24 protein-coding genes are annotated in these 24,585 nt (G+C 68.7%); 11 read left to right on the forward strand and 13 right to left on the reverse strand.

Going from position 1 to position 24,585, the window contains the following annotated elements; all coding sequences use genetic code 11:
- The first annotated feature begins 199 nt into the window (after window positions 1-199).
- From hflC to Q0632_RS16690, 7 genes are all read left to right on the forward strand, one after another.
- Entirely contained in the window at window positions 200-1,105 is a 906-nt protein-coding gene (gene hflC, locus Q0632_RS16660) for a protease modulator HflC (RefSeq protein WP_298932245.1), read from the forward strand.
- Window positions 1,106-1,117: 12 nt separating this feature from the next.
- A complete protein-coding gene (locus tag Q0632_RS16665; RefSeq protein ID WP_298932248.1) occupies window positions 1,118-1,306 on the forward strand; it encodes a DUF2065 domain-containing protein in 189 nt (62 codons plus the stop codon).
- Between the two features lie 57 nt (window positions 1,307-1,363).
- Window positions 1,364-2,524 carry an ATP phosphoribosyltransferase regulatory subunit gene (locus Q0632_RS16670; protein WP_298932252.1) on the forward strand — a complete coding sequence of 387 codons (1,161 nt, stop codon included), beginning with the start codon at window positions 1,364-1,366 and terminating at the stop codon, window positions 2,522-2,524.
- A gap of 22 nt (window positions 2,525-2,546) precedes the next feature.
- The gene (locus Q0632_RS16675) at window positions 2,547-3,878 is read left to right on the forward strand and encodes an adenylosuccinate synthase (RefSeq protein ID WP_298932254.1); all 1,332 of its coding nucleotides are present in this window, start codon (window positions 2,547-2,549) and stop codon (window positions 3,876-3,878) included.
- 66 nt (window positions 3,879-3,944) lie between these two features.
- Window positions 3,945-4,469 (forward strand): phosphoribosyltransferase, encoded by a 525-nt coding sequence (locus Q0632_RS16680; RefSeq protein WP_298932256.1) that lies wholly within the window; start codon window positions 3,945-3,947, stop codon window positions 4,467-4,469.
- Window positions 4,470-4,486: 17 nt separating this feature from the next.
- On the forward strand, window positions 4,487-5,692 hold the full coding sequence (locus tag Q0632_RS16685) for a PLP-dependent transferase (RefSeq protein WP_298932258.1): 1,206 nt from the start codon (window positions 4,487-4,489) through the stop codon (window positions 5,690-5,692).
- A 62-nt stretch (window positions 5,693-5,754) separates the two neighbouring features.
- Window positions 5,755-5,937 (forward strand): hypothetical protein, encoded by a 183-nt coding sequence (locus tag Q0632_RS16690; protein WP_298932261.1) that lies wholly within the window; start codon window positions 5,755-5,757, stop codon window positions 5,935-5,937.
- A 16-nt stretch (window positions 5,938-5,953) separates the two neighbouring features.
- Here Q0632_RS16690 and Q0632_RS16695 read toward each other — a convergent pair whose 3' ends face one another.
- Complete coding sequence (locus Q0632_RS16695; RefSeq protein WP_298932264.1) at window positions 5,954-7,060, reverse strand: SMP-30/gluconolactonase/LRE family protein; 1,107 nt, start codon at window positions 7,058-7,060, stop codon at window positions 5,954-5,956.
- Between the two features lie 41 nt (window positions 7,061-7,101).
- Window positions 7,102-7,728, reverse strand: coding sequence for an arylesterase (locus tag Q0632_RS16700; protein WP_298932266.1), 627 nt, complete (start codon window positions 7,726-7,728; stop codon window positions 7,102-7,104).
- A gap of 25 nt (window positions 7,729-7,753) precedes the next feature.
- On the opposite strand from Q0632_RS16700, the gene Q0632_RS16705 reads away from it, so the two are divergent.
- Window positions 7,754-8,422 carry an ABC transporter ATP-binding protein gene (locus tag Q0632_RS16705; RefSeq protein ID WP_298932268.1) on the forward strand — a complete coding sequence of 223 codons (669 nt, stop codon included), beginning with the start codon at window positions 7,754-7,756 and terminating at the stop codon, window positions 8,420-8,422.
- A 9-nt stretch (window positions 8,423-8,431) separates the two neighbouring features.
- Here Q0632_RS16705 and Q0632_RS16710 read toward each other — a convergent pair whose 3' ends face one another.
- Entirely contained in the window at window positions 8,432-10,519 is a 2,088-nt protein-coding gene (locus tag Q0632_RS16710; RefSeq protein ID WP_298932271.1) for a protein kinase, read from the reverse strand.
- Between the two features lie 22 nt (window positions 10,520-10,541).
- Entirely contained in the window at window positions 10,542-11,417 is an 876-nt protein-coding gene (locus tag Q0632_RS16715) for a DUF3365 domain-containing protein (RefSeq protein ID WP_298932273.1), read from the reverse strand.
- Between the two features lie 63 nt (window positions 11,418-11,480).
- Here Q0632_RS16715 and rlmB point away from each other — a divergent pair, with 63 nt between their 5' ends.
- A complete protein-coding gene (rlmB, locus tag Q0632_RS16720; protein WP_298932275.1) occupies window positions 11,481-12,215 on the forward strand; it encodes a 23S rRNA (guanosine(2251)-2'-O)-methyltransferase RlmB in 735 nt (244 codons plus the stop codon).
- A gap of 3 nt (window positions 12,216-12,218) precedes the next feature.
- Here the strand turns inward: rlmB and Q0632_RS16725 are convergent, their stop codons facing one another.
- Window positions 12,219-13,187, reverse strand: a complete 969-nt coding sequence (locus tag Q0632_RS16725) for an aldo/keto reductase (protein ID WP_298932276.1) — start codon at window positions 13,185-13,187, stop codon at window positions 12,219-12,221.
- A gap of 57 nt (window positions 13,188-13,244) precedes the next feature.
- On the opposite strand from Q0632_RS16725, the gene Q0632_RS16730 reads away from it, so the two are divergent.
- On the forward strand, window positions 13,245-14,336 hold the full coding sequence (locus tag Q0632_RS16730) for an alpha/beta fold hydrolase (protein ID WP_298932277.1): 1,092 nt from the start codon (window positions 13,245-13,247) through the stop codon (window positions 14,334-14,336).
- Here Q0632_RS16730 and Q0632_RS16735 read toward each other — a convergent pair.
- The 8 genes from Q0632_RS16735 to Q0632_RS16770 form a co-directional block, all read right to left on the reverse strand.
- Window positions 14,333-16,432 carry a hypothetical protein gene (locus Q0632_RS16735; protein WP_298932279.1) on the reverse strand — a complete coding sequence of 700 codons (2,100 nt, stop codon included), beginning with the start codon at window positions 16,430-16,432 and terminating at the stop codon, window positions 14,333-14,335. The two genes, Q0632_RS16730 and Q0632_RS16735, sit on opposite strands and share 4 nt — an antisense overlap.
- A gap of 67 nt (window positions 16,433-16,499) precedes the next feature.
- Window positions 16,500-17,072 (reverse strand): chromate transporter, encoded by a 573-nt coding sequence (locus Q0632_RS16740; protein WP_298932281.1) that lies wholly within the window; start codon window positions 17,070-17,072, stop codon window positions 16,500-16,502.
- Complete coding sequence (locus Q0632_RS16745; protein ID WP_298932283.1) at window positions 17,069-17,650, reverse strand: chromate transporter; 582 nt, start codon at window positions 17,648-17,650, stop codon at window positions 17,069-17,071. The genes Q0632_RS16740 and Q0632_RS16745 overlap by 4 nt, the downstream gene beginning before the upstream one ends.
- Window positions 17,647-18,570: a DMT family transporter gene (locus Q0632_RS16750; protein ID WP_298932285.1), complete on the reverse strand. Its 924-nt coding sequence runs from the start codon at window positions 18,568-18,570 to the stop codon at window positions 17,647-17,649. Before Q0632_RS16750 ends, Q0632_RS16745 begins: the two co-directional genes overlap by 4 nt.
- A gap of 28 nt (window positions 18,571-18,598) precedes the next feature.
- Window positions 18,599-19,537 carry a helix-turn-helix domain-containing GNAT family N-acetyltransferase gene (locus tag Q0632_RS16755; RefSeq protein ID WP_298932287.1) on the reverse strand — a complete coding sequence of 313 codons (939 nt, stop codon included), beginning with the start codon at window positions 19,535-19,537 and terminating at the stop codon, window positions 18,599-18,601.
- Window positions 19,538-19,591: 54 nt separating this feature from the next.
- Entirely contained in the window at window positions 19,592-19,936 is a 345-nt protein-coding gene (locus Q0632_RS16760; RefSeq protein ID WP_298932289.1) for a hypothetical protein, read from the reverse strand.
- Between the two features lie 111 nt (window positions 19,937-20,047).
- Entirely contained in the window at window positions 20,048-22,198 is a 2,151-nt protein-coding gene (locus tag Q0632_RS16765; RefSeq protein WP_298932291.1) for a 3-hydroxyacyl-CoA dehydrogenase NAD-binding domain-containing protein, read from the reverse strand.
- Window positions 22,198-23,403 carry an acetyl-CoA C-acetyltransferase gene (locus tag Q0632_RS16770; RefSeq protein ID WP_298932293.1) on the reverse strand — a complete coding sequence of 402 codons (1,206 nt, stop codon included), beginning with the start codon at window positions 23,401-23,403 and terminating at the stop codon, window positions 22,198-22,200. The genes Q0632_RS16765 and Q0632_RS16770 overlap by 1 nt, the downstream gene beginning before the upstream one ends.
- 90 nt (window positions 23,404-23,493) lie before the next feature.
- On the opposite strand from Q0632_RS16770, the gene Q0632_RS16775 reads away from it, so the two are divergent.
- A complete protein-coding gene (locus Q0632_RS16775) occupies window positions 23,494-24,579 on the forward strand; it encodes a membrane dipeptidase (RefSeq protein ID WP_298932296.1) in 1,086 nt (361 codons plus the stop codon).
- Window positions 24,580-24,585 lie beyond the last annotated feature (6 nt).

Consider the following 24,585-nt stretch of genomic DNA (forward strand, 5'->3'; position numbering starts at 1 on the left):
GGGCGGGGGGCCGCTCGGCGCCCCCGCCGCGTCGACCATTCTCCGGGCGGGGGGGGGGGGGGGGGGGCCCGGGCCGGGGGGGGGGGGGGGGGGGGGGGGGCCCCGGGGGCGCGCCCCCGCGCCGGTGCTGCCGGCCGACGCCCGTACCCGCGACAACGCCCGTTCGCGCGAGCGCGAGTCGCGCTGAGGAAGAACAAGAATGAACAGAATCGGATTCATCATTTCGACCGTGCTGGTGGCGCTCGCGCTGCTCAGCTCCACGCTCTTCGTGGTCGACCAGCGCCAGTTCGGTGTGGTTTACGCGCTTGGCCAGATCAAGGACGTGATCACCGAGCCGGGCCTGAACTTCAAGCTGCCGCCGCCGTTCCAGGACGTCAAGTACCTGGACAAGCGCCTGCTGACGCTTGACAGCACCGACACCGAACCGCTGTACACGGCAGAAAAGCAGCGGCTGGTGATCGACTGGTATCTGCGCTGGCGCATCACCAACCCGTCGGAGTACATCCGCGCGCTGGGTGTGGATGAAGCGGCTGGGGCCAGCAAGCTCAGCCAGGAGGTGCGCAACGCCTTCCAGGAAGAGATCGGCAAGCGCACTGTGCGCGAGCTGATCTCGACCAAGCGCGAGGAGCTGATGTCCGAGGTCAAGCGCGAGGTGCTGGACAAGGTGCGCGGCCGCAACTGGGGCATCGAGGTGATCGACGTGCGCATGACGCGCGCCGACTACGTGGACACCATCACCGAGTCGGTCTACCGCCGCATGCAGGCCGAGCGCCAGCGCGTGGCCAACGAGCTGCGCTCCACCGGCGCGGCCGAGGGCGAGAAGATCCGCGCCGACGCCGACCGCCAGCGTGAGGTCGCCGTGGCCAACGCCTACCGCGACGCCCAGAAGGTGCGTGGCGAGGGCGATGCCCAGGCCGCCGCCATCTACGGCGAGGCTTTCGGCCGCGACCCGCAATTCGCCCAGTTCTACCGCAGCCTCGATGCCTACAAGGCCAGCTTCAACAAGAAGGGCGACGTGATGGTGCTGGACCCGGCCAGCTCGGAATTCTTCAAGACCTTCCGCAACGGCGGCGGCGCCGCTGCTGCCGCTCCGGCGCGCAAGTAAGCGCGGCGGGCCGTGAACAGCGACACCTTCTGGGCGGCCTGCGCCCTGGTGCTGGTGATCGAGGGCCTGTTTCCCTTTCTCTCGCCCGGCGGCTGGCGCCGTACCTTCGCCCGCCTGCTGGCGCTGCACGATGGCCAGCTGCGTTTCTTCGGCCTGTGCAGCATCGCGCTGGGTCTGTTGACGCTCTGGCTGATGGCCTGAACGGCCAGTCCGGCGCGGACCGGTAAAATACTGTTTTTAACAGCGTCCGAAAATCTCATGTCCGCCTGGGTCCTGCCGGATCACATCGCCGATGTCCTGCCATCCGAGGCCCGGCACATCGAAGAACTTCGCCGCGAACTGCTCGACACAGCCCGTGCCTATGGTTACGAGCTGGTCATGCCGCCGCTGCTCGAGCACCTGGAGTCGCTGCTGACCGGCACCGGTGAGGCGCTGGACCTGCAGACCTTCAAGCTGGTCGACCAGCTGTCGGGCCGCATGCTGGGCCTGCGCGCTGACACCACGCCCCAGGTCGCCCGCATCGACGCCCATCTGCTCAATCGCCAGGGCGTGACCCGCCTTTGCTACTGCGGCCCGGTGCTGCACACGCGCCCCGACCGGCCGCACGCCACCCGCGAGCCGCTGCAGTTTGGCGCCGAGATCTACGGCCACGCCGGGCAGGAGGCCGACCTGGAGGCGCTGCAGCTGGCGCTGGACTGCCTGAAGGCGGCCCAGGTGCGCGAGCTGACCGTCGACATGGCCGACGCGCGCATCGTGCGCTCGCTGCTCGAGGGCATCGATCTGGCGCCGCCGCTGCTGGCCCAGGTCCATGCCGCACTGGCCACCAAGGACGCCAGCGCGCTGGCCGCGCTGACCCGCGATTTCCCCAAGGCTTCGCGCGAGGGTCTGGCCGCGCTGGTCTCGCTCTATGGCGATGCCAAGGTGCTGGCCGAGGCCGAAAAATACCTGCCGGCCGTGCCGGCTGTCCGTGAGGCGCTGACCAACCTCAAGTGGCTGGCCAGCCATGTGGAAGGCGCAGCGACCAGCTTCGACCTGGCCGACCTGCGCGGTTATGCGTACTACAGCGGCGCGCGCTTTGCCGTCTACACGCCGGGCGCCAGCGATGCGCTGGTGCGCGGCGGCCGCTATGACGAGGTCGGCGCGGTGTTCGGCCGCAACCGGCCTGCCGTCGGCTTCAGCCTGGACCTCAAGGAACTGGTGGGTGTGGCGGCCAGGCGGCCGCTGCGCGCTGCCATCCGCGCCCCCTGGGGCGGCGACGGCGCCGCCGGTACCGAACTGCGCGCCGCCATTTCCGCGCTGCGCGGCCGCGGCGAGACCGTGGTCTGCGCGCTGCCCGGCCACGACAGCGAGGTCGACGAGTTCCAGTGCGACCGCGCCCTCACGCAACAAGCCGGCCGCTGGGTCGTGACCTCCCTCTAACCAATTTCTTTTCGAGTTTTCCATGAACAAGACAAAAGGTCGCAACGTCGTCGTCGTCGGCACCCAGTGGGGCGACGAGGGCAAGGGCAAGCTGGTCGACTGGCTCACCGAGATGGCCCAGGGCGTGGTGCGCTTCCAGGGCGGCCACAACGCCGGCCACACGCTGGTCATCAACGGCGTCAAGACGGCCCTGCACCTGATCCCCAGCGGCATCATGCGGCCGGGCGTGAAGTGCTACATCGGCAACGGCGTCGTGCTGTCGGCGGCCAAGCTGTTCGAGGAGATCGAGGGCCTTGAAAAGGCCGGCGTAGAAGTGCGCTCGCGCCTGCGCATCAGCGAGGCCTGCCCGCTGATCCTGCCCTTCCACTCGGCGCTGGACATCGCCCGCGAGACCCTGCGCGAGCAGGGCGGCACCGAGAAGATCGGCACCACCGGCCGTGGTATCGGCCCGGCCTACGAGGACAAGGTCGCCCGCCGCGCCCTGCGCGTGCAGGACCTCAAGCACCCCGAGCGCTTCGCCGAGAAGCTCAAGGTCGTGCTGGAACTGCACAATTACGTGCTGACCAATTTCCTGCATGCGCCGGCCGTGGACTTCCAGACCGTTTTCGATGAGGCGATGAAGCACGCTGAGCTGCTCAAGCCCATGATGGCCGACGTCTCGCGTGAACTCAACGAAGCCCATCTGCACGGCGACAACCTGCTGTTCGAAGGCGCACAGGGCACGCTGCTGGACGTGGACCACGGCACCTATCCCTACGTCACCTCCAGCAATTGCGTGGCCGGCAACGCCTCGGCCGGCGCCGGCGTCGGCCCGGGCATGCTGCACTACATCCTGGGCATCACCAAGGCCTACTGCACCCGCGTGGGCGGCGGCCCGTTCCCGACCGAGCTGGACTGGGAGACGCCCGGCACCGTGGGCTACCACCTGTCCACCGTGGGCGCGGAAAAGGGCGTCACCACCGGCCGTTCGCGCCGCTGCGGCTGGTTCGACGCCGCGCTGCTCAAGCGCTCGGCCCAGGTCAACGGCCTGACCGGCCTGTGCATCACCAAGCTGGACGTGCTCGACGGCATCAAGGAACTGCTGCTGTGCACCGGCTACGAGCTGGACGGCGAACACACCGACATCCTGCCCATGGGCGCCGACGAGATCTCGCGCTGCAAGCCGGTCTACGAAACCATGGAAGGCTGGACCGAGAGCACGGTGGGCGTGACCCAGTACGACAAACTGCCGGTCAACGCGCGCTTGTACCTGCAGCGCATCGAGCAGGTCACGGGCGTGCCGGTCGACGTGATCTCGACCAGCCCGGACCGCGACCACACCATCATGATGCGCCATCCCTACCTCGCCGAGTAAGAGGGATATATGGCCGCAGCCCCCGCCAATCGGGCTTGAGACGCTATTAAAACTGGAGCAATAAAGATGTTGACGGAAGACGGCAAGCACCTCTATGTGAGCTACGACGAGTACCACGGCCTGATCGAGAAGCTGGCGATCAAGGTGCACCAGTCGGGCTGGCAGTTCGACACCATCCTGTGCCTGGCGCGCGGCGGCATGCGCCCCGGCGACATCCTCTCGCGCATCTTCGACAAGCCGCTGGCCATCATGTCCACGAGTTCCTACCGCGCCGACGCCGGCACGGTGCAGGGCCACCTGGACATCGCGCGCTTCATCACCACGCCGCAGGGCGAGATCGCCGGCCGCGTGCTGCTGGTCGATGACCTGGCCGACTCCGGCCACACCCTGCACAAAGTGGTGGACCTGCTGCGCAACGGCTACCCGCCCATCACCGAGCTGCGTAGCGCGGTGATCTGGACCAAGGGCCTGTCCAAGTTCTCGCCCGACTACTCGGTGGAATTCCTGCCCACCAACCCCTGGATCCACCAGCCCTTCGAGAGCTACGACAGCATGGGTCCGGACAAGCTGCTGGAAAAGTGGAAAGTCTGAGCCGGTAACATGGCTGGATGACAGACCCGGTCACCCACCTCATCCACCATCCCTACACCCCGCCGCCGGGCTTTGCCGCGCCGCAGCCGGGTGTCTTCAAGGCCTCCACCGTCATCTTCGCCAACGTCGCGGCCATGCGTGCGCGCGACTGGAAGACCAAGGCCGGCTACACCTACGGCCTGCACGGCACGCCCACCACCTTCGTGCTGGAGGAGCGCATCGCCGCGCTCGAAGGCGGCCACCACTGCATCCTGGTGCCCAGCGGCCTGGCGGCCATCACCCACGTCAACATGGCCTTGTTGCGCGCCGGCGACGAGGTGCTGATTCCGGACAACGCCTATGGGCCGGGCAAGGCGCTGGCCGAAGGCGAGCTGGCGGCCTGGGGCATCAGCCACCAAGTCTATGACGCCATGGACCCGGCCGACCTGGCGGCGCGCATCGGCCCGCAGACCCGGCTGGTCTGGCTGGAGGCGCCGGGCTCGGTGAGCATGGAGTTCCCGCCGCTGGTCCAGCTGGCGCAGGTCTGCCGCGAGCGCGGCGTGACCAGCGCGCTGGACAACACCTGGGGCGCGGGCCTGGCCTTCAACGGCTTCGACCTGGGCGGGCCCGGCGCCGGCGCCGACATCGTGGTGCAGGCCCTGACCAAGTACCCCAGCGGCGGCGGCGACGTGCTCATGGGCAGCATCGTCAGCCGCGATGACGCCTTGCACCTCAAGCTCAAGCTCTGCCACATGCGCGTGGGCTGGGGGGTGGGCGTCAACGATGTGGAGGCCGTGCTGCGTTCCCTGCCGAGCATGGCGCTGCGCTACCGCGCGCACGACCAGGCTGCCCGCGCGCTGGCCGGCTGGTTGGGCGGCAGGCCTGAGGTGGCCCAGCTGCTGCATCCGGCCTTTGCCGGCTCGCCCGGCCACGCCCACTGGCAGGCCCTGTGCGGCGGCGACGGCCAGGCCGATGGCGCGCGCGGCAGCGCTGCCGGCCTGTTCTCGGTGGTTTTCCAGGAACGTCACACGCCGGCGCAGGTCGATGCCTTCTGCGACCGCCTGCGCCTGTTCAAGCTGGGATACTCCTGGGGCGGGCCGATCAGCCTGGTCGTGCCCTACGAGATGGCGGCGATGCGCAGGAACTGGCCGCACAAGGGCACGCTGGTGCGTTTTTCGGTCGGCCTGGAGGCTGTGCAGGACCTGCGCGCCGACCTGGAACAGGCGTTGCAGGCTCTGGCCTGACGCTGTTTTTGCGAGGTTTTATCGCTTACATTGGACCCATCGACAACTGAAGGGATTTGCCAGTGGCCACACCGAACTACGGATACGAGAAAAGGCAGAAAGAGCTGGCCAAGAAGAAGAAGAAGGAAGAGAAGCTCAAGTCCAAGGCCGACCGCAAGGTCGGCGGCATGCCCGATGGCGAATCGGGTGAGAACGGCCAGGACGGCGCGCCGGCCCCCGGCGAGACGCCGCAGTCGGGCGCCTGACCAGCAGCAGCAAGGCTTAGCGAGACCGCGGCAACCAGCCCAGGTCCTTGGCGTGGAGGCTCTGGATGTAGAGCCGCTCGGCCGTCTCCGTGACGGCCGTTGTTTCCGGGTAGGCCCCCGAGGGGTCCTGCAGGTCCGCCACCACTTTCCCATCTTCCGTAAACGCCACCACATGCCCATAAGCCTTGGGCACGGGCCATAGCGCCCTGGGCAGGCGCAGCGTCAGCTTGCGCAGGAAAGGCTTGTCGGCCAGCTTGTCGATGGTGGGATTGCGCGGCTTGACCAGGCCCATCCAGAGCTTGCCGTCCAGGCCGCGCATCAGGTTGTCCGGGTAGCCGGGCAGGTTGTCGAACAGCAGTCTGGCTGCGCTGCCGCCTGCGCCCACGTCCAGGTTGCTGGCGCCCACCGGCAGCTTCCAGACCCGGTACTTGCCGGTCTCGGCGACGAACAGCGCGCTGCCGTCCTGGCTCAGGGCGATGCCGTTGGGAAAGGCCAGGCCTTGGGCGACCACACGGGTGAGCCGTGTCGCCGGGTCATAGGCCAGCACGCGGCCGCTGGCCGCCTGCTCCAGGATGTCCAGCACGCTGGCCTCGAAGGTGCCGCCCGAGGCCTTGGCGCCAAAGCGCGTGGAGGCGTCGGTGAAAAAGACCGTGCCGTCGCGCGCCACCACCACGCCGTCGGCGTAGCGGATGGGGTCGCCGCCGACCTGGTCGGCCAGCACCACTGGCTGGCGGTCGGCGCCGATCGCCAGCAGCCCGCGGAAGGCGTCCGCGGCGATCAGCCGGCCCTGGGCGTCGAAGTCAAAGCCCAGCACGCGGCCGCCGGTGCTGGCGAAGATTTCGCGGCCGCTGCCGTCGGGCGCCATGCGCAGGATGCGGCCGCTGGCGACCGCGACGTAGAGCTTGCCGTCGGGGCCCAGCATCACATGCTCGGGCCCATGGTCCTCGCCCAGCGAGATCGTGCGCAGGCCGGCCAGCCGGGTGTTGGGCGCATGGGGCCCGGTGTAGCCGGGCGCCGGCGGAGCGGTCCAGGCCACAGGCTCGACGGGGACGGGCCAGAGGGTCAGATAGGCCAGGACAAGCAGCAGCAGGGCCGCCAGGACGGTCAACGCGCGCTTCACCATGTTGCTCCTCCTTGTGGGCCCGCCTGGGGCGGGCCGTCGTTCTATTTCAGCAGTTTGCCCAACTCCACCCATACATTGGCCAGCATCTGCGGCTGCGCTTCCTCGCGCGGATGGATGCGGTCGGCCTGGAACATCTTGAGCGCATCGGGACCATCGGCCACCCCCTTGAGGAGGAAGGGCACGACCGCCGCCTGCTGCGCCTTGCCCACCTTGGCGAACAGGCCGGCAAAGCGTTCGGCGTAGTCGCTGCCGTAGTTGGGCGGCAGCTGCATGCCCACCAGCAGCACCTTGGCGCCGGCCTGGCGTGCGGCCTGGGCCATCGCCGCCAGGTTGTCTTCGGTCATGGACAGCGGCAGGCCGCGCAGGGCGTCGTTGCCACCCAACTCGATCAGCACATGGCTGGGCTTGTGCTGCGCCAGCAGCGCCGGCAGACGGGAGCGGCCACCGGCGCTGGTGTCGCCGCTGATGCTGGCGTTGACGACGCGGGCGCCGCTCTTGCCGGCGGCCAGCTTCTGTTCGAGCAAGGCCACCCAGCCGCTGCCGCGTTTGAGGCCATACTCGGCGCTGAGCGAGTCGCCCACCACCAGCACGACGGCTTGCGCCGCCAGCGCCGAGGAGGCCGGGTAACAGCCAGCTAAACCAGCCGCGATAAAGTCTCTGCGATTCAAACCCGATGTCCCTTCTGCCTGCCGTATGACTGAACCCATCATCGCCGTCGACCATGTCCACAAGTCAGTGACCGATTCGACAGGCACGCTCGACATTCTGCGCGATATCGATTTCAGCCTGGCGCCACGGGAGACCGCGGCCATCGTCGGCGCATCGGGCTCGGGCAAGAGCACCTTGCTGTCCATCATCGCCGGCCTGGACACGCCCAGCCGCGGCACGGTGCGCCTGGCCGGCCAGGACATCTTCGCCATCGACGAGGACGACAGGGCGGCGTTGCGCGCTCAGAAAGTGGGCTTCGTCTTCCAGAGCTTCCAGCTGATGGGCAATCTCACGGCCCTGGAGAACGTGATGCTGCCGCTGGAGCTGGCCGGCCGGCGCGATTCGCGCAAGGCCGCCACCGAGATGCTGCAGCGCGTCGGCCTGGCCCAGCGCCTGGGCCACTACCCCAAGGTGCTGTCCGGCGGCGAACAACAGCGGGTGGCGCTGGCGCGGGCCTTTGTCGTCCAACCGGCCGTGCTGCTGGCCGACGAGCCCACCGGCAGCCTGGATTTCGCCACCGGCGAGACGGTGATGGAGCTGATGTTCGACCTGAACCGCGAACTGGGCACGACCCTGGTGCTGGTGACGCACGACCGGGCCATCGCCCAGCGCTGCGAGCGTCGCATCACCATCGACGCCGGCCGCGTGGTCTAGACAGGCGCTCTAGGACTGGCGCTTGGGCAGGGAGCGCCGCAGCGCATGCAGGAAGCGCGCGCGCTGCTCGGGCTGGTCGATGGTGGCGGCGACCGCCTCGACGAAGGCGCGAAAGCTCGCGGCCCGCTGGAGTTCCCGGCGCACCAGCATGCGCGCCATCGGGCCGATGTAATTGCTCAGGGTGTACTCGATGATGGCCAGTTCTTCCTGCGGGATGTCGATCTGGCGCGCGGCCTGCGCGACCGGGTGCGTGGTGCTTGCCCCCAGGCCCGCGCTCTGGCTGGGCACGGTCCGGCCGGAGCGGCTGCGGCTGGCGCCGCCGGCCAGGAAGCCCGAGCGCGCCGCGCTGTCGGCGATGGTCGGGGCCAGCGCTTCGCGCAGGCCCTGGATGCTGGGCGCCAGGCGCTGCGCCTTGCGCACCAGCACCCTGGCCAGCGGGCCGATCTGGCGCGCCAGGTCAGCTTCCACTTCCTGCAGCTCGGCGGCATCGAGCACCTGCACGCTGCGCACCGGTCGGGTCTGGGTGTAGCCGGTGGACGGGTTGTCCGCGCGGGCCGTGGCGCCGCCCGGGCCACCCCCGACCGCATACACATCGTGGCGGCGGCCGTGCTTGTCCTCGTGCTGGCCCAGGCTCTGGAACAGGTCGGCCGTGCCGTCGGTGATGCGCGAGATGACGTCGTAGTAGGCGCTCGAGACCAGCAGCTGGTTGGGGCGGGCGAAATCCATGATGCGCTGGGCTACGTTGATGCCGTCGCCCACCACGTTGACCCGCTCGTTGATGTCGGAAATCACCCGCACCGGCCCCATGTGCAGGCCGATGCGCAGCGACAGCGGGCCGTGGCGCTGGCCCAGCAGGTCGCGCAGCAGCATGGCGCAATGCAGGGCTTCCTCCGGATCGCCCATGAAGCAGATGGCGGCGCCGTCGCCGGTGTCGATGGCGATGCGGCTGTCCTCGGCCACGCCCTTGAGGGCCTTGGCGGTGAACTCGTTGAACAGATTTTTGAGCGCGACCTGGGCGTCGACCGGGCGGTTCGCATAGCCCACCAGGTCCATGAACAGGATGGTGCACAGCAGGTTGCGCCGCTGCGCGCTGCCCGCGCCGCTGTGGGCCGGCCCGCTGGCGGGCTGGGATGGCGCGAAGCCGGTGTCTGCCGGCCGGGCCGAGGCCGCTGACGCCAGGGCGCGCTGCTCCGAGCCCTGGATGGCGGCGCGCAGCAGCGGCACGCTCTGCGGACGCTGCCCCTCGTCCGGGTGCATGGCCCAGTCGATGGCCTGCAGCAAGGCCGCGCCGTAGACATGGGCCTCGCCCAGGCTGGCTGCCGGCGCCAGGGTGTCGTTCTTGACCCGGGCGGCGGCTTCCACGGGCTTGCGGCCGGTGGTCATCCAGTACATCACCGCGCCCAGCGAATACAGGTCGGTCCAGGGGCCCTGGCGGCCCTGCGAGTGGTATTGCTCGAAGGGAGCGAAGCCAGGGCTGACGATGTTGGTCAGGTCGTGGTCGGCGCTCAGGCGCCGCGCCGCGCCGAAGTCCAGCAGCACCGGCGTGCCGTCGGCGCGCACGTAGATGTTGTCAGGCTTGATGTCCCGGTGCAGGAAACCGCTGCCATGCACCGCCTCCAGCCCGTCGAGCAGCGGGTAGACGATGGACAGCAGCGAGCGTTGCGACAGGGGCGCGTTCTGCGGCACCCAGCGCTTGAGCGCCAGGCCCGACTCGTACTCCATGACGATGTAGGCCGTGCCGTTGAGGCGAAAGTAGCGCAGCACCCGCACGATGTTGCGATGGCGGAAGGTGGCCAGCGCCCGGGCCTCGTCCAGGAAGCGCTCCAGGCCCGAGGCATAGCTATGCTGCGCTTCGGCGTCGCCGGCGCGGGCCTGCACCGACTGGTCGGCGCCGCGCGTGACCAGGTCGCCGGGGAAGTACTCCTTGAGCGCCACCGGCAGCTGCAGGTTGCTGTCGCGCGCCAGGTAGGTGATGCCAAAGCCCCCACCGCCCAGGGGCCGCTCGATCTCGTACTCGTGGATGCGGTGGCCGGCCGGCAGTCCGGCGGCATCCGTCACGGGCGGCCGTGGCGGGGGCTGGGAGGCGGCCTGGTCCATCGTGGCTGCAGCGTGGCGGGCCTTACGGCTCGCCGATCATCTGCATCGCCTTTTCCAGGCTGCGGCGCATGCGGTTGAAGGAGCCGCCCAGCACGGCCATCTCGTCGCGGCCCCGCTCGCCGAACTCGGGCTGGTCGAAGTCCCCAGTGCTGATCTTGTTGGCCGCCTCCGACATCTTGCGGATCGGCCGGATGATCAGCCAGCTGAGCATGATGTTGAGCACCACGAAGACCACCGCGAAGACCGCAGCCAGCGAGGCCATGAAGGCGGTCAATGCGCGCTCGGCGTTGCGCAGGGGCAGTTCCATGGGCACGGTGACCACCTGGGCGCCGACGATCTCGTTGTGCTTCCAGCCAAAGCCATTGGCCTCGCCGTAGATCTTGACCATGGTGGGCGGCGCCATCGCCGCCGTCGTGTGGCACTGCAGGCAGGCGGCGTTGCTGATCTGGATTGGCTTGGCGATGAACAGGGTGCGGCCGGTGGCCGACAGGCGCTCGGACACCACCTCCTTGATGTCGGCGTGCGCGCGGAACTGGTTGACGATGTCGGCCTCCCAGTCGGCCGTGCGGTCGCGCGGGTTGGTCGGGTTGAGGGTGGCTTCCTTGTAGCTGTAATCCGGGTATTTCTTGCGCAGCTCGTTGATCGCCTCGGTGGCGGCGTAGGCCGGCACGGTCTGCGGCAGGAAGACCTCGTCCATCTGCTTGATCAGGTGGGGCCTGATCTGGTCGACCGTATAGGTGCGCACGGAACTGGCGGCCTCCATCATCAGGCGGGCGTTGCGCACCACCTCGTCACGGGCGTTTTCCTGCAGCAGCTGGCGTGAGATGAGCCCCGAGGCCGCGAACCCGGCGCAGAACACCACCACCAGCACCAGGTTGAATTTGAGCCGCAGCCCCATGCCTCTACTCCTTTTGTCTGCGATTTTATACAGGGGGGACTGGCGCCACGGGATAATCCTGTGATGTCTGCACCCAAAGTCCTGTTTGGCTTCCACGCCGTCGGCGTGCGCCTGAAGACCGCACCGCAATCGGTGATCGAGGTCTATTACGAACCCACCCGCCGCGACGCGCGCATGCGCCAGTTTCTCGACCGCGCCCGTGAGGCCAATGTGCGCCTGATCGAGGCCGATGGGCTGCGCCTGTCCAAGCTGGCCGGCAGCGCCGGCCACCAGGGCGTGGCCGCCCGGGTCCAGGCCCTGGAGATCGCCCATTCGCTGGACGACCTGCTCGACACCGTCGAGGGCCCGCCGCTGCTGCTGGTGCTCGATGGCGTGACTGATCCGCACAACCTGGGCGCCTGCCTGCGCGTGGCCGATGGCGCCGGCGCCCACGCCGTGATCGCGCCCAAGGACCATGCAGTGGGCATCAACGCCACGGTGGCCAAGGTCGCCAGCGGCGCCGCCGAGACCGTGCCCTATTTCATGGTGACCAACCTGGCGCGCACCCTGGGCGAGCTCAAGGAGCGCAGCATCTGGATCATCGGCGCCAGCGACGACGCGCCCAGGACCCTGTACCAGACCGACCTGAAGGTCCCGGTGGCCCTGGTGCTGGGGGCGGAAGGCACGGGCATGCGCCAGCTCACCCGCAAGACCTGCGATGACGTGGCGTCCATCCCCATGCGCGGGGCGGTGGAAAGCCTGAACGTCTCGGTCGCCAGCGGCATCTGCCTGTACGAGGCGCTGCGCCAGCGCAGCTGAACCCTATTCGGCGCTGGAGCGCTCCAGCCGGTCCAGGGCATCCTGGTCCAGCCGCAGCTGCGCAGCCGCCGCCAGGTCCTGCAGTTGCGCCAGCGAAGTGGCGCTGGCGATGGGCGCTGCCATCGCCGACCGCGTCAGCAGCCAGGCCACGGCCACTTGGGCTGGCGTGCTGGCCATGCGCTGGGCCACGGCATCCAGCGCGTCCAGGATGGCCAGTCCGCGCGGGTTGAGGTACTTGGCGACCGTGTTTTTACCGCGCGCGCTCTTGCCGGCATCGGCCTCGCTGCGGTACTTGCCGCTGAGGAAGCCAGCGGCCAGCGCGTAGAAGCTGATCACGCCCACGTCTTCGCGCAGGCACAGTGGCTGGAGCTCTTTCTCGAAGGTGGCGCGGTCGTACAGGTTGTACAGCGGCTGCAGGCTCTCGTAGCGCGGCAGGCTCAGGCGCGCGCTGGTCTCCAGGGCCTGCGCCAGGCGCGGCGCCGTGAAGTTGGAGGCGCCGATCACGCGCACCTTGCCTTCCTGGATCAAGGCGGCGTAGGCGGCCAGGGTCTCTTCCATCGGCGTGTCCTCGTCGTCCTTGTGCGACTGGTACAGGTCGATGTGGTCGGTCTGCAGGCGGCGCAGCGAGTCTTCCACCGCTTGCCGGATGTAGGCGGGCTTGAGGCCGAGCTTGCCGTCGCCCATGTCCATGCCGACCTTGCTGGCGATGACCACGCGCTCGCGGGCGCCCCGCTTGAGCCATTTGCCGATGACCGTCTCCGACTCGCCGCCCGTATGGCCGGGCGCCCAGCGCGAATAGACATCGGCGGTGTCGATGAAATTGAAGCCGGCGTCCAGCCAGGCGTCCAGCAGCGAGAAGGATGTGGCTTCGTCCACAGTCCAGCCGAAGACGTTGCCGCCGAAGCACAGGGGAGAGACTTGCAGGGAGGAGCGGCCCAGGGCGCGCAGGGGGAGGGTGCGGGTATCTGCCATCGGCGGATTATCCCGGCTGTTCTACAGTGCGCAGCAAACCAGCACAAGGAGACATGGATGAAGCTGTTCAGGATGCTGCGCCACGCAGCGGCGGCAGGCCTGCTGGCCGCATCGGCGGTGGCCAGCGCCGCCGACTACCCGGCACCCCAGGAGGGCAGCTGGGTGGCCAGGGACTTCCGCTTCCACACCGGTCAGGTCTTGCCCGAGATGCGGTTGCACTACAGGACAGTGGGCGCGCCAACGGGTGAGCCCGTGCTCGTCCTGCACGGCACGGCGGGCTCGGGCGCCAGCATGCTCAACCCGGCGTTCGCCGGCGAGCTGTTCGGCGCCGGCCAGCCGCTGGATGCGTCGCGCTATTACATCGTCCTGCCCGACGCCATCGGTGCCGGCAAGTCGGCCAAGCCTTCGGACGGCCTGCGCACGGCCTTCCCGCGCTACAACTACGACGACATGGTCGATGCCCAATACCGGCTGCTCAAGGAGCACCTGGGCGTCAAGCACCTGCGTGTCATCGTGGGCAACTCCATGGGTGGCATGCAGGCCTGGATCTGGGCCCAGAAGTACCCCGGCTTCATGGATGCCGCCGTGCCCATGGCCTCGCAGCCCACCGAGATGTCCAGCCGCAACTGGATGATGCGCCGCCTCATCACCGATTCGATCCGCAACGACCCCGACTGGAACGGCGGTAACTACACAAAGCAGCCGCGCAGCGCGCAGTTCGCCTCGGTGTTCTTCGGCATCGGCACCAGCGGCGGCAACATGGCGCTGGCCAAGGCCGCGCCCACGCGCGAGAAGGCCGACGAACTGCTGGACCAGCGTCTGAAGGCGACGTTCACGGCGGACGCCAACGACGTGCTCTACCAATGGGATTCCTCGCGCGACTACAACGCCTCGGCCGGCCTGGAGCGCATCGAGGCGGCAGTGTTGGCTATCAATGCCGCCGACGACGAGCGCAACCCGCCCGAGACCGGCCTGATGGAACGCAAGATGAAGCGGATCAGGAACGTTCGCTATGTGCTGATCCCGGCGAGCGAGCAGACCGCCGGCCATGGCACGACCGGGCAGGCGAAGTTCTGGAAGCAGTCCCTGGCCGAGTTGCTGCAGGCGGCGCCGCGGCGCGCCCCCGGAAATAGCGTGAACAGGCCCTAGACCAGGTAGCCGCCCAGGCGCTGCAGGATGGTCTCAGCCTCGGCGTACAGGCCGATGCTGTGCAGCAGTCTGGCGCTGGCCAGGTCCGAGCGGAAGATCAGCTCGGTGTTGAGGGCGACGTTGTCCGCCGCGCTCAGTCCGGCCGTCGCCTGGGCTTGCCGGCTCAGCTCGGTGAGCCGGCTGCGCAAGCCGGCGTCGGCGTGAACCAGGGCCAGGGTCGCCAGCGCCTGGGCCCGCTCCAGGCCGGCCTTGCCGGCCGCCTCGGTTTCCGTGGCCTGCAGCGCGGCCTGCATGCGCTCGCTGGCGGCCGAGTCGGACAGGCGCGCAATGCTGCGCAGCTGCACCGCCCGCTCGGCCAGGTCGGAAGTCTTGCCGGCCAGCACCAGGGCGGCATCCAGGCTGTGCGCCGCCTTGTCCCGCTGCCCCAACTGCTGGCGAAGCTGCGAGTCGATGGCGTACAGGCGCATCTGGGCGGAGGCGTTGGGCGCCATGTCGATCAGCCGGGCCATCTGTTCTGCAGCGGCCTTGACCTGTGACCAGGCGCCTGCGCGCGCATGCATGACGGCCTGCGCCATCAGGGCCTCGCCCAGGCAGACCGCCCAATCGCTGGCGGCAACGCCGCGCAGCTGTGCATTGGCCATCAGCTTGAGCGACTCGGCTGCCTGGGTCAGGAAAGCCCGGGAAGCTTGCGGCGGCAACTGTGGCTGGCGCGCCAGGATCGAGCCCAGGCGGCTCAGGGCCTGGGTGCGTTCGCCCGGGTCGTTCAGGGCCTGGGCCTGGGTCAGCAGGGCGTCGGCAGCCTGGCGCGCGCGGCCCTCGGCCAGCGACTGCATGGCCCAGGCCTGGACTTCCATGTCCGCCACCCGCACTGCGGCGGCCGCCACAGGCTCGCCAGCCAGCTTGGGAGAGGCTTTCAATGCCTTCATCCACTGCAAGCTGCGCTGGGTCTGGCCCATTTCGGCCAGCTGGCGCGCGAACGCCACCGACAGCAGCAACTTGGATTCGGCCGACACCGTGGCCGCGGCGCTGGCGACGGCAGCTGCGGCGGTCCCAGCGGCCGCCGCCTGCGCAGCCCCAGGCGCACCGCCGGCTGCCGCTGCAGCCTGTCCCGCAGCGGCAGCCTGGCTGGCCCCGGCCGCTGCGTCGGTGCCGCCACCGTTGAGGGCCCGTTGGGCCGTCGTGTTGCCCACCGATTTCGCCAGCGCGCCTGCAGCCGCGACAGCCTGTTCGATGGAAATTCCTTGCGCGCCGATCTTCTTTCCGCCGGCCGCCTGGATCAGGGGGTCATCGATGTCGGGATCTCCGGTGGCCGTGCCCGCAGCGCCAGCCTGCGGCTGCGCGGCCGCTTCCGGACCGACGGCGTCCAGCATCTTGTTGACTTGCGCGGGCGAGGTGCCCTTGGCCTTGTTGCCTGGGAGCATCTGCTCCATGGACCAGCCGCTGGTGCTGCCAGCCCGGCCACCGACGAAGGCCAGGGCCAGCAGCCCGGCCACGCCGGCCAGCTTGAAAAGCCCGGATCGGCTTCGGGGCTTGCCGCCGTATTTGGCCTCCAGTTCCTTGCGCACCTGTGCGCGCAACAAGGCCTCCAACTGCTCGCGGGTCTGCTTGTCGGCGTTCTGTGCGTCCCGGCTGTTCTGGAAGTCGAGCTTGTTGCGTTCCTGCTCCAAAATCCTGCGCCGCAGCAGGGCCTCGTCAGTGATCTTGTCGACGAACACGCCGCAGTTCGGACACTGGCGGTTGTCGGGCAGGGTGACCCGTTGGGAACAGGAAGGGCAGACGGTCAGGCCGTCGAAAGCGCCTGCCGTGAGCTTGCCCAGGGTCAGGATCGGGGTGAGCTCGACGGACAGGCCGGCCTTGCTGAACTGCTCCTTGGCCTTGTTGGCACGCTCACGGTCCACGCCCGCACCGATCTTGGCCTGCGGCGCGCTGCGCAGGGCCTTGACCAGGGCTTCCACCCGGTCCGGCCGGATGCCGGCCGCTTCGGCCAGGTGCTGGACGTCTTCCAGACGGGCACCGGGCTGCATCCTGACGGTCACGTCGTAGAGGGGAGTTTCTAATGCGTCCAGCCCGGGAACAGTGGCTGCAGATGCCGACATAAAGCACTCCTTTTATGGGTGGAGTGTATCGATATGTTTCTATATGTGGCCAGATGCTTTTTCCACGCTAGACCAATCCGAACCAGCCCAGCAGGGCGCCGACGCCCAGCAACCACAGCAGGTGGATGCGGGTGCGCCAGACCAGCAGGGCGCTGGCCACGGCCAGCAGCCAGACCGGCCAGTCGGCCAGACGGTACTGGGTGCCCGTGGCCAGGATCCAGCCCGTGGCGATCAGCAGGGCGATCACGATGGGCGCCATGCCCTGCTTGAAGGCCCGCACGCCGCGCAGCTCGCGGTTGCGGTGGCCCCAGCTGGCCGCCAGATAGGTCAGGGTGGTGCTGGGCAGCATGATGCCCAGCATGGCCACCGCCATGCCCAATGCGGCGCTCGGCAGGCCACCGGCGTTGAGGCCCACGTTCCACCCCAGCAGGGCGATGAACAGCACGTTGGGCCCGGGCGCGGCCTGGGCGATGGCGATCGAGGCGCTGAACTGCGGGTCCGTCAGCCAGTGCTGGCGGTCGACCAGGTAGCGGTGCATGTCGGGTGCGGTGGTGATGGCGCCGCCCACCGCCAACAGTGAGAGCGACATGTAGTGCAGGAACAACTCCAGCCATTCCTGAGCGCCCATGTGGATCGTCATGGCGCCAGCTTTCGCCAGGCCAGCACACAGGCCAGGCCGCCCAGGCCGAGCAGCACGTAGGCCAGGGGCAGGCGCAGCAGGGCGATGCCGGCGAAGGTCAGCGCCGCCAGGGCAACGCACAACGGCAGGCCCAGCGGATTCTTCCTGAGCGCGCCAAACAGCTTCAGGCCGGTGGCGGCGATCAGGCCGGCGGCCACGGCGCCCATGCCGCGCAGCGCGCCCGCCACCTGGGGATTGCCGGCGAACTGGGCGTAGACCAGGGCCAGGGCCAGCACCACCAGCAGCGGCGCGGCCAGCATGCCGGCCACGGCCACCATGGCGCCGCGCAGGCCGAAATAGCGGTGTCCCAGCATCAGCGAGAGATTGACCACATTGGGGCCGGGCATGATCTGCGCGACCGCCCATTCCTCGACGAACTCCTCGCGCGTCAGCCAGCGCTTTTTCTCGACCAGTTCGCGCTGCACCACGGCCAGCACGCCGCCGAAGCCCTGCAGGGCCAGCAAGGTGAAGGAGACGAAGAGGTCGGTCAGGGAATGGGGGCGGGGGCGCGGCGCGGCGTTCGCAGGAGGCTCTGTCATGGCTCGCCGATTATCCCTGTCCCCTTGCTTGCTGCTCGGGTGGCCAGCCACAGGCCGGCGGCGATCAGGGCCATGGCCGCCAGCAGGTTGGCCGACAGGGCCTCACCCAGCACGGCCCATCCCATCAGGGCTGCCGCCACCGGATTGAGCGACAGGAAGACCGTCACCCGCGTCGGCGACTCGTGCTTGAGCGCGTAGAGCCACCAGTAGTAGCCCACGGCGCTGGACAGGCCGACGAAGGCGATGGCAGCCCAGGCGCGGCCGCTCAAGCCGGGGAGGCGCTGCGGCCAGGCCTCGGTCAGGGCGGCCAGGGCCAGGAACAGCACCGAGGCCAGCATGGCATAGGCCGAGACCGGCAAGGTGGGGTAGCGCTGCAGGTAGGGCCGGTACAGCACGCTGCACAAGGCCCCGGTGCAGGCAGCGCCCAGCACCGCCAGCTCGCCCCACCAGATGCCCGATTGCGGCGCGCCCAGCTTGGGCAGCAGCGAGACCGCCACGCCGGCGATGGACAGCAGAACACCCAGCAGCAGGCGGGCGCCGATGCGCTCGCGGCCCAGGGCCGCACCCAGACAAAGGGTGAGCAGGGGGAACAGGCCAAAGACCAGGGCCGCCGGCGCCGCCTCCACGCGCTGCAGGCCCCAATTGAGCAGGGCGATCAGTACGCCGAACTGGCCGATGCCCAAGGCGGCCATCGCCAGCAGGTCGGATGCTCTGTATTTGATAGCGCCTGAAGCATATTCGACGGGTTCTACAGGGCGAAAATGTGCCAGAACGAAGGGCAGGAGGCAGACGCAGCCCAGGCTGTAGCGCAGCATCGCCAGGGTCAGCGGTGGCACTTCGGCCACGGCCAGGCGGGTCACGGCGATGGCCGTGCCGGCCAGCACGCCGGAGGCCGCGGCGGCCAGCAGGGCGAGGTTCATCGCCGCTCGTCCTGAGCCTGCCCAAGGCTCACAGCTTCAATTCCCAGGTCTCGCCCACCAGCTTGTGGCCGCCGTAGCCGGTGTAGGGCTCGCTTTGAGTGCACAGGAAGCCGCGCTTGGCGTAGATGGCGCGGGCCGCGGTCAGGTTGGCGTTGGTCCACAGCACCATCTTGCGGTAGCCCTTGGCCCGCGCGAAGGCGATGCATTCATCGGTCAGGCGCGCGCCCAGGCCATGGCCGCGGGCTTGCGGTGTGAGGATCAGCAGGCGCAGCTGGGCGACGGTGGCGCTTTTGCGCACCACGAAGACCGAGCCGGCGCGCTCGCCGTCGACCTCGGCGATCCAGCAACGCTCCCACTCGGATTGGAAGTTCTTCACGAAGGTGGCCGCGACGCCGGCGACCAGGCCTTCGAACTCCATGTTCCAGCCGTACTCGCGGGCGTAGATCTCGCCGTGCTGCTGCACCACCCAGCCCATGTCGCCGGGACGCGGCTCGCGCAGCACCACGGTCTGCGGCGTCTGCGCCTGAGCGTCCAGAAGCTGGCGCAGCGTTGCCATGGCATCGACCAGGCGCTTGCGGTCCGGCGGCGGCAGGCCCTCCAGCAGGGCGGCGGCCTCGTCGCGCGAGCGCTGCTGCAGGGGGGCGAAGAAGGCGTGGCCGGCGGCCGTCAGCTTTAACAGGCTCTGGCGCGCATCGGCGGGCGAGGGCGCGCGCGCCAGCCAGCCGCGCGATTCAAACCTGCGCAGGATGCGGCTGAGGTAGCCGGCGTTGAGCGCCAGGTCGCGGCCCAGCTCGCTGGCCGTGGGCTGGTCGCGGTGCGCCAGCTCGTAGAGCACCCGCACCTCGGTCAGCGACAGTTCGCTGTCCAGGTAGGGGTCGAGAACGCCGATGCGCTGGGTGTAGAAGCGGTTGAACCCGCGCACGGCCTGGACCTGGGCCGGCGTGACGCTGGAAGGGGCTGCAGACATGCTTGCTATCGTCAGGCAAATGGTTGCCTGAGTCAAGTAACTGGGTGACGCACCTCACGGCGAAAGCGGGCTGGGACGGCTGGACAGATTGCCGGGCAGGCGGCGGAACATGAGCGAGATGCGGGCCATGTCGGCGCGGGCCGTGCGTTCGCCGCTGATGGCGCACAGCGCCGCCATCAGGCCGCTGCGCAGGTACCACAGGGTGTCGGCGTCCAGCGCACCATGGATGCGGCGGGCGATGCCGGGAAAATGCGCGGCGCCGGCCCGACCCAGGCTGTCGAGCATGGCCTGGCGGATGTCTTCGGTGAGGTCGTCGACCTCTTCCTTTGCCGGCGGTCCCGGTTGCCCGGTCAGCAGCTGGAACAGGCTGGAGCGCAGGTTGGGCTGGGTGACGCGCATGGTGTTGAACTCCTGGGACAGGGTCCCTGTGCGTTCAACGACTGCCGCACGCGCCCAGTTGACGGGAGGGACCCGCCATCAGGTCAAGCGCAGGTAAACCTGCGCGCAGGCTCAGCCATACGAAGGCTGGTGTTTGCCAAGCGCATCGCGCACGGCGGGGGCCACGGCAAAGCCCGCTCCGTGGCGCTGCGCCAGGGCGTCGGCGCGCGCCAGAAAGGCATCGATGCCCATGCCGTAGATGAACTGCAGGGCGCCGCCGGTCCAGGCCGGAAAGCCGATGCCGAAGATGGAGCCGATGTTGGCGTCATGCACCGTCGTGAGCACGCCCTCGGACAGGCAGCGCGCCGTCTCCACCGCCTGGCGGAACAGCAGCCGGTCCTTGAGCTCCTGCATGTCCCATTGCGCATCGGCTTTCTCGAACAGAGGCTTGAGCTGCGGCCAGAGAAATTTCTTCGCGCCTTTTTCTTGCGGGTAGTCGTAGAAGCCGGCGCCTGCGGCGCGGCCGTTGCGGTCGAACTCCTTGACCATGCGCTCGACGATCAGCTCGCCCGGCGCGGCGATGTAGGTGCCGCCCTCGGCGCGCATGTCGGCACGGGTCTGGTCCAGCACATGGACCGACAAGGACAGGGCGGTCTCGTCCAGAACGGCCAGCGGGCCCACCGGCATGCCGGCCTGGATGCCGGCTTGTTCCACGACGGCGGCGGGAATGCCTTCGCCCACCATGGCCGCGCCCTCCATCACGAAGGTGCCGAACACCCGGCTGGTGAAGAAGCCGCGCGCGTCGTTGACCACGATGGGGATCTTGCCCAGGGCCTGCACATAGTCGAAGGCGCGCGCCACGGTCTCGTCGTTGGTCTGCTTGCCGCGGATGATCTCCACCAGTTTCATCTTGTCGACGGGGCTGAAAAAATGGATGCCGACGAACTTGTCCGGCCGGGCACTGGCCTTGGCCAGTCCGGTGATGGGCAGGGTGGAGGTGTTGCTGGCGAAGAAGCCGCCGTCGGCCAGCTGGGGCTCGGCATCCTGTGTGACCCTGGCCTTGAGCTCGCGGTTCTCGAACACGGCCTCGATGATCAGGTCGCAGCCTTGCAGGTCGACGGACTTGTCAGTGGCCGTGATGCGCGCCAGCAGCTCGGCCTGGTCCTGCGCTCCCATGCGGCCCTTGGCTACGCGCGCCTGGGTGAGCTTGGCGCTGTAGGCCTTGCCGGCTTCGGCCTTGTCGGGCGTCACGTCCTTGAGCACGCTGGCGATGCCGCGGCTGGCCTGCGCATAGGCAATGCCCGCGCCCATCATGCCGGCACCCAGGATGCCGACCTTGCCCGGCTTCCACCTTGGCACGTCCTTGGGGCGCGACTGGCCGGACTTGATCGCGTTCATGTTGAAGAAGAACGTGTTGATCATGTTCTTGGCCACCGGGCTGACGATCAGCTTGGCCAGGTAGCGGCTTTCGATGCGCAAGGCGGTGTCGAAGTCGACCTGGGCGCCTTCGACCATGGCGGCCAGCGCGTATTCCGGCGCCGGATAGAGGCCGCGCGTCTTCTGCTTGAGAACGGCCGGCGCCACGCTCAGCATGCCGGCGATCTTGGGGTTGGCGGGCGTGCCGCCAGGCATCTTGTAGGCCTTGTCGTCCCAGGGGTGCTGGGTCTGCGGGTTGGCGGCGATCCAGGCCAGGGCGGCCGGACGCAGTGCCGCGGCGTCCGCCACCAGCGCGTGCACCAGGCCCAGCTCCAAGCCCTCGGCCGGGCTGAACAGTTTGCTCTCCAGGATGAAGGGCTGGGCGCCCATCAGGCCCAGCAGCCGCGTCATCTTGGTGATGCCCGACGCGCCCGGGATCAGGCCCAGGGTGATCTCGGGCAGTCCGAACTGAATCTTCTTGTCGTTGACCGCCACGCGGTGGTGGCCGACCAGGGCCACTTCCCAGCCGCCGCCCAGGGCCGTGCCGTTGAGGCAGGACACGACGGGCTTGCCCAGGGTTTCCAGCGTGCGAAAGCACTTCTTGGTCTGCTCGATTTCGCGGAAAACCTGCGGCGCGTCGGCGGCCTGCAGCCGCATCGTGCCCTTGAGGTCGGCGCCGGCAAAGAAGGTGGTCTTGTTCGAGGCCAGCACGATGCCCTGGATCGCATCCTTGTCCTTGACGACTTGGGCCGTGACCTCGACCAGGTCGGTTTGCCATTGCGCGCACATGGTGTTGACCGGCGAGCCTTCCTCGTCGAAGGTGATGGTGGCGATGCCGTCTGCCAGTTCGTACTTGATCGTCTTCATCAGATTCTTTCCACAATCGTCGCGATGCCCATGCCGCCGCCCACGCACAGCGTGGCCATGCCGTAGCGCAGCTTGCGCCGGTGCAACTCGTCGATCAGGGTGTTCAGAATCATGGCGCCGGTGGCGCCCAGGGGATGGCCCAGGGCGATGGCGCCGCCGTTGACGTTGACCTTGTCGTGCGGCACGCCCATCTCCTTCATGAAGCGCATGGGCACGGCGGCGAAGGCTTCATTGACCTCGAAAAGGTCGATCTGCTCAATCGTCAGGCCGGCCTTGGCCAGGGCCTTGCGCGCCGCCGGCATGGGGCCGGTCAGCATGATGGTGGGGTCGGCGCCGGACAGGGCGGCGGCGACGATGCGGGCGCGCGGCGTGAAGCCGTGCGTCTTGCCGGCCTGCTCGCTGCCGATCAGCACGGCGGCGGCGCCGTCGACGATGCCCGAGGAGTTGCCTGCATGGTGGACGTGGTGGATGCGCTCGACCTGCGGGTAGCGGCTGATCGCCACCTGGTCGAAGCCCATGGCGCCCAGTTGCTCGAAGGCCGGCTTCAGGGAGGCCAGGCCCTCCATGGTGGTGCGTGGCTTGATGAACTCGTCCTGCGCCAGGATGACCTGGTCCAGGAAGTCCTTGACCGGCACGACCGAGCCGGCAAAGAAGCCGCCCTCGCGGGCCCTGGCCGCGCGCTGTTGCGACTCCATGGCGAAGGCGTCCACGTCGTCGCGCGTGAAGCCTTCCAGCGTGGCGATCAGGTCGGCGCCTATGCCTTGCGGCACGAAGGATGTCGCCGAGTTGGTCTCCGGGTCCTGCGCCCAGGCGCCGCCGTCCGAGCCGATGGGCACGCGGCTCATGCTCTCGACGCCACCGGCAACGACCAGGTCTTCCCAGCCCGAGCGCACCTTTTGCGCTGCCATGTTCACAGCTTCCAGGCCGGAGGCGCAGAAGCGGTTGAGCTGCACGCCGGAGCAGCGCCAGTCCCAGCCGGCCTTGAGCGCCGCCACCTTGGCGATCACCGAGCCCTGTTCGCCGATGGGCGAGACCACGCCCATGACCACGTCGTCCACCTGGCCGGTGTCGAAATCATTGCGACGCTGCAGTTCACCCAGCACGCCGGCCAGCAGGTTGACCGGCTTGACCTCGTGCAGGCTGCCGTCCTTCTTGCCCTTGCCGCGCGGCGTGCGGATGGCGTCGTAGACAAAGGCTTCGGTCATCATTGCTCTCCAGGCTGGGTGACAAAAGCCAGTATATTCATTTCACCAAGCAGACGCTTTGTAAAAATAGCGACAGCAGAAGGAGCTTCCATGGTCTATCCAGTGATGCAGCGCCGCGGCTTCGGACAGTGGGTGGCGGCCGCCGCCGCAGCTGCGGCGTGGCCGTCCTGGGGCCAGGAGGTCCGCAAGCCCTACCTGGCCGACATGCATTCGCACTACGGCATGTTCATGCCGCGTCCCTTTGGCCTGGACATGGCCAAACACATGCGGGAAACCGGCACCACGCTGCTGGCCTGGGCTGTCACCGACGACCACCGCTGGATCAGCAACAGCCCGCGCGGCTGGCAGCAGACCCGGCAGCCCCAGCCCGGCGAGCTGTGGGAGTCCTTCCAGAAGCGGCTGGCCGACAACCAGGCCAAGCTGCAGGGCTGGGGCCTGGCCAAGGCCCTGGTTCCGGCCGACGTGGACGCGGCGCTGGCCGGCGAGCCGCGCATTGTGCTGGCCACGGAAGCCGCCAACTTCCTGGAGGGCGATCCGGCGCGCGTGGCGCAGGCCCATGCCTGGGGCGTGCGCCACATGCAGATGGTGCATTTCATCCACGGGCCGCTGGGCGACCACCAGACGGCCGAACCCCGCCATGGCGGCCTGGCGCCGGCGGGCGCCAAGGTGATCGCCGCCTGCAAGCAGCACGGCATCGTGGTCGACCTCGCGCACAGCACGGCCGCGTTTGTCGATGGCGCGCTCGACGCCAGCGATGCCGCCATGGTGTGGTCGCATTCCTGGATCAGCCCGCAGGGCGGCAACTGGCAGGACCCGGGCTATATCGCGCGTTCGCTGTCGCTGGCGTCGGCCCGCAAGATCGCTGCGCGCGGCGGCGCCGTCGGCCTGTGGAGCGTGCGGGTCAACCGCGACCCGGCCTATCCGGTCCACAACGTCAAGACCTTCGCCGATGAGATGCTGCGCATGGCTGACCTGGTCGGGCCCGAGCACGTGGCTTTCGGCACCGACATGGAAGGCGCAGGCTCCGGCCCCATCCTGCACAACTACGCGGACCTGCGCGACGTGGCCGACAACCTGGTCCAGCGCGGCGTGGCGCAGGCCACCCTGCACGCCATCTTCATCGGCAACTACGCCCGCATCCTCAAGGCCGCCATGCACGGCGCCAGCACAACCTGAACCCGG

It is taken from the genome of uncultured Ramlibacter sp. (genome assembly GCF_936925435.1).
GTDB lineage: Bacteria > Pseudomonadota > Gammaproteobacteria > Burkholderiales > Burkholderiaceae_C > Ramlibacter.

What these genes read in the sequence shown, in the direction of transcription:
- Q0632_RS16765 (WP_298932291.1), bottom strand. Translation starts at nt 22,198, where the DNA reads ATGAAGACGATCAAGTACGAACTGGCAGACGGCATCGCCACCATCACC.
- Q0632_RS16750 (WP_298932285.1), bottom strand. Translation starts at nt 18,570, where the DNA reads ATGAACCTCGCCCTGCTGGCCGCCGCGGCCTCCGGCGTGCTGGCCGGC.
- Q0632_RS16675 (WP_298932254.1), top strand. Translation starts at nt 2,547, where the DNA reads ATGAACAAGACAAAAGGTCGCAACGTCGTCGTCGTCGGCACCCAGTGG.
- Q0632_RS16680 (WP_298932256.1), top strand. Translation starts at nt 3,945, where the DNA reads ATGTTGACGGAAGACGGCAAGCACCTCTATGTGAGCTACGACGAGTAC.
- Q0632_RS16710 (WP_298932271.1), bottom strand. Translation starts at nt 10,519, where the DNA reads ATGGACCAGGCCGCCTCCCAGCCCCCGCCACGGCCGCCCGTGACGGAT.
- Q0632_RS16755 (WP_298932287.1), bottom strand. Translation starts at nt 19,537, where the DNA reads ATGTCTGCAGCCCCTTCCAGCGTCACGCCGGCCCAGGTCCAGGCCGTG.
- Q0632_RS16725 (WP_298932276.1), bottom strand. Translation starts at nt 13,187, where the DNA reads ATGGCAGATACCCGCACCCTCCCCCTGCGCGCCCTGGGCCGCTCCTCC.
- Q0632_RS16695 (WP_298932264.1), bottom strand. Translation starts at nt 7,060, where the DNA reads ATGGTGAAGCGCGCGTTGACCGTCCTGGCGGCCCTGCTGCTGCTTGTC.
- Q0632_RS16775 (WP_298932296.1), top strand. Translation starts at nt 23,494, where the DNA reads ATGGTCTATCCAGTGATGCAGCGCCGCGGCTTCGGACAGTGGGTGGCG.
- Q0632_RS16740 (WP_298932281.1), bottom strand. Translation starts at nt 17,072, where the DNA reads ATGACGATCCACATGGGCGCTCAGGAATGGCTGGAGTTGTTCCTGCAC.
- Q0632_RS16745 (WP_298932283.1), bottom strand. Translation starts at nt 17,650, where the DNA reads ATGACAGAGCCTCCTGCGAACGCCGCGCCGCGCCCCCGCCCCCATTCC.
- Q0632_RS16705 (WP_298932268.1), top strand. Translation starts at nt 7,754, where the DNA reads ATGACTGAACCCATCATCGCCGTCGACCATGTCCACAAGTCAGTGACC.
- Q0632_RS16715 (WP_298932273.1), bottom strand. Translation starts at nt 11,417, where the DNA reads ATGGGGCTGCGGCTCAAATTCAACCTGGTGCTGGTGGTGGTGTTCTGC.
- Q0632_RS16685 (WP_298932258.1), top strand. Translation starts at nt 4,487, where the DNA reads ATGACAGACCCGGTCACCCACCTCATCCACCATCCCTACACCCCGCCG.
- rlmB (WP_298932275.1), top strand. Translation starts at nt 11,481, where the DNA reads ATGTCTGCACCCAAAGTCCTGTTTGGCTTCCACGCCGTCGGCGTGCGC.
- Q0632_RS16670 (WP_298932252.1), top strand. Translation starts at nt 1,364, where the DNA reads ATGTCCGCCTGGGTCCTGCCGGATCACATCGCCGATGTCCTGCCATCC.
- Q0632_RS16735 (WP_298932279.1), bottom strand. Translation starts at nt 16,432, where the DNA reads ATGTCGGCATCTGCAGCCACTGTTCCCGGGCTGGACGCATTAGAAACT.
- Q0632_RS16760 (WP_298932289.1), bottom strand. Translation starts at nt 19,936, where the DNA reads ATGCGCGTCACCCAGCCCAACCTGCGCTCCAGCCTGTTCCAGCTGCTG.
- Q0632_RS16770 (WP_298932293.1), bottom strand. Translation starts at nt 23,403, where the DNA reads ATGACCGAAGCCTTTGTCTACGACGCCATCCGCACGCCGCGCGGCAAG.
- hflC (WP_298932245.1), top strand. Translation starts at nt 200, where the DNA reads ATGAACAGAATCGGATTCATCATTTCGACCGTGCTGGTGGCGCTCGCG.
- Q0632_RS16730 (WP_298932277.1), top strand. Translation starts at nt 13,245, where the DNA reads ATGAAGCTGTTCAGGATGCTGCGCCACGCAGCGGCGGCAGGCCTGCTG.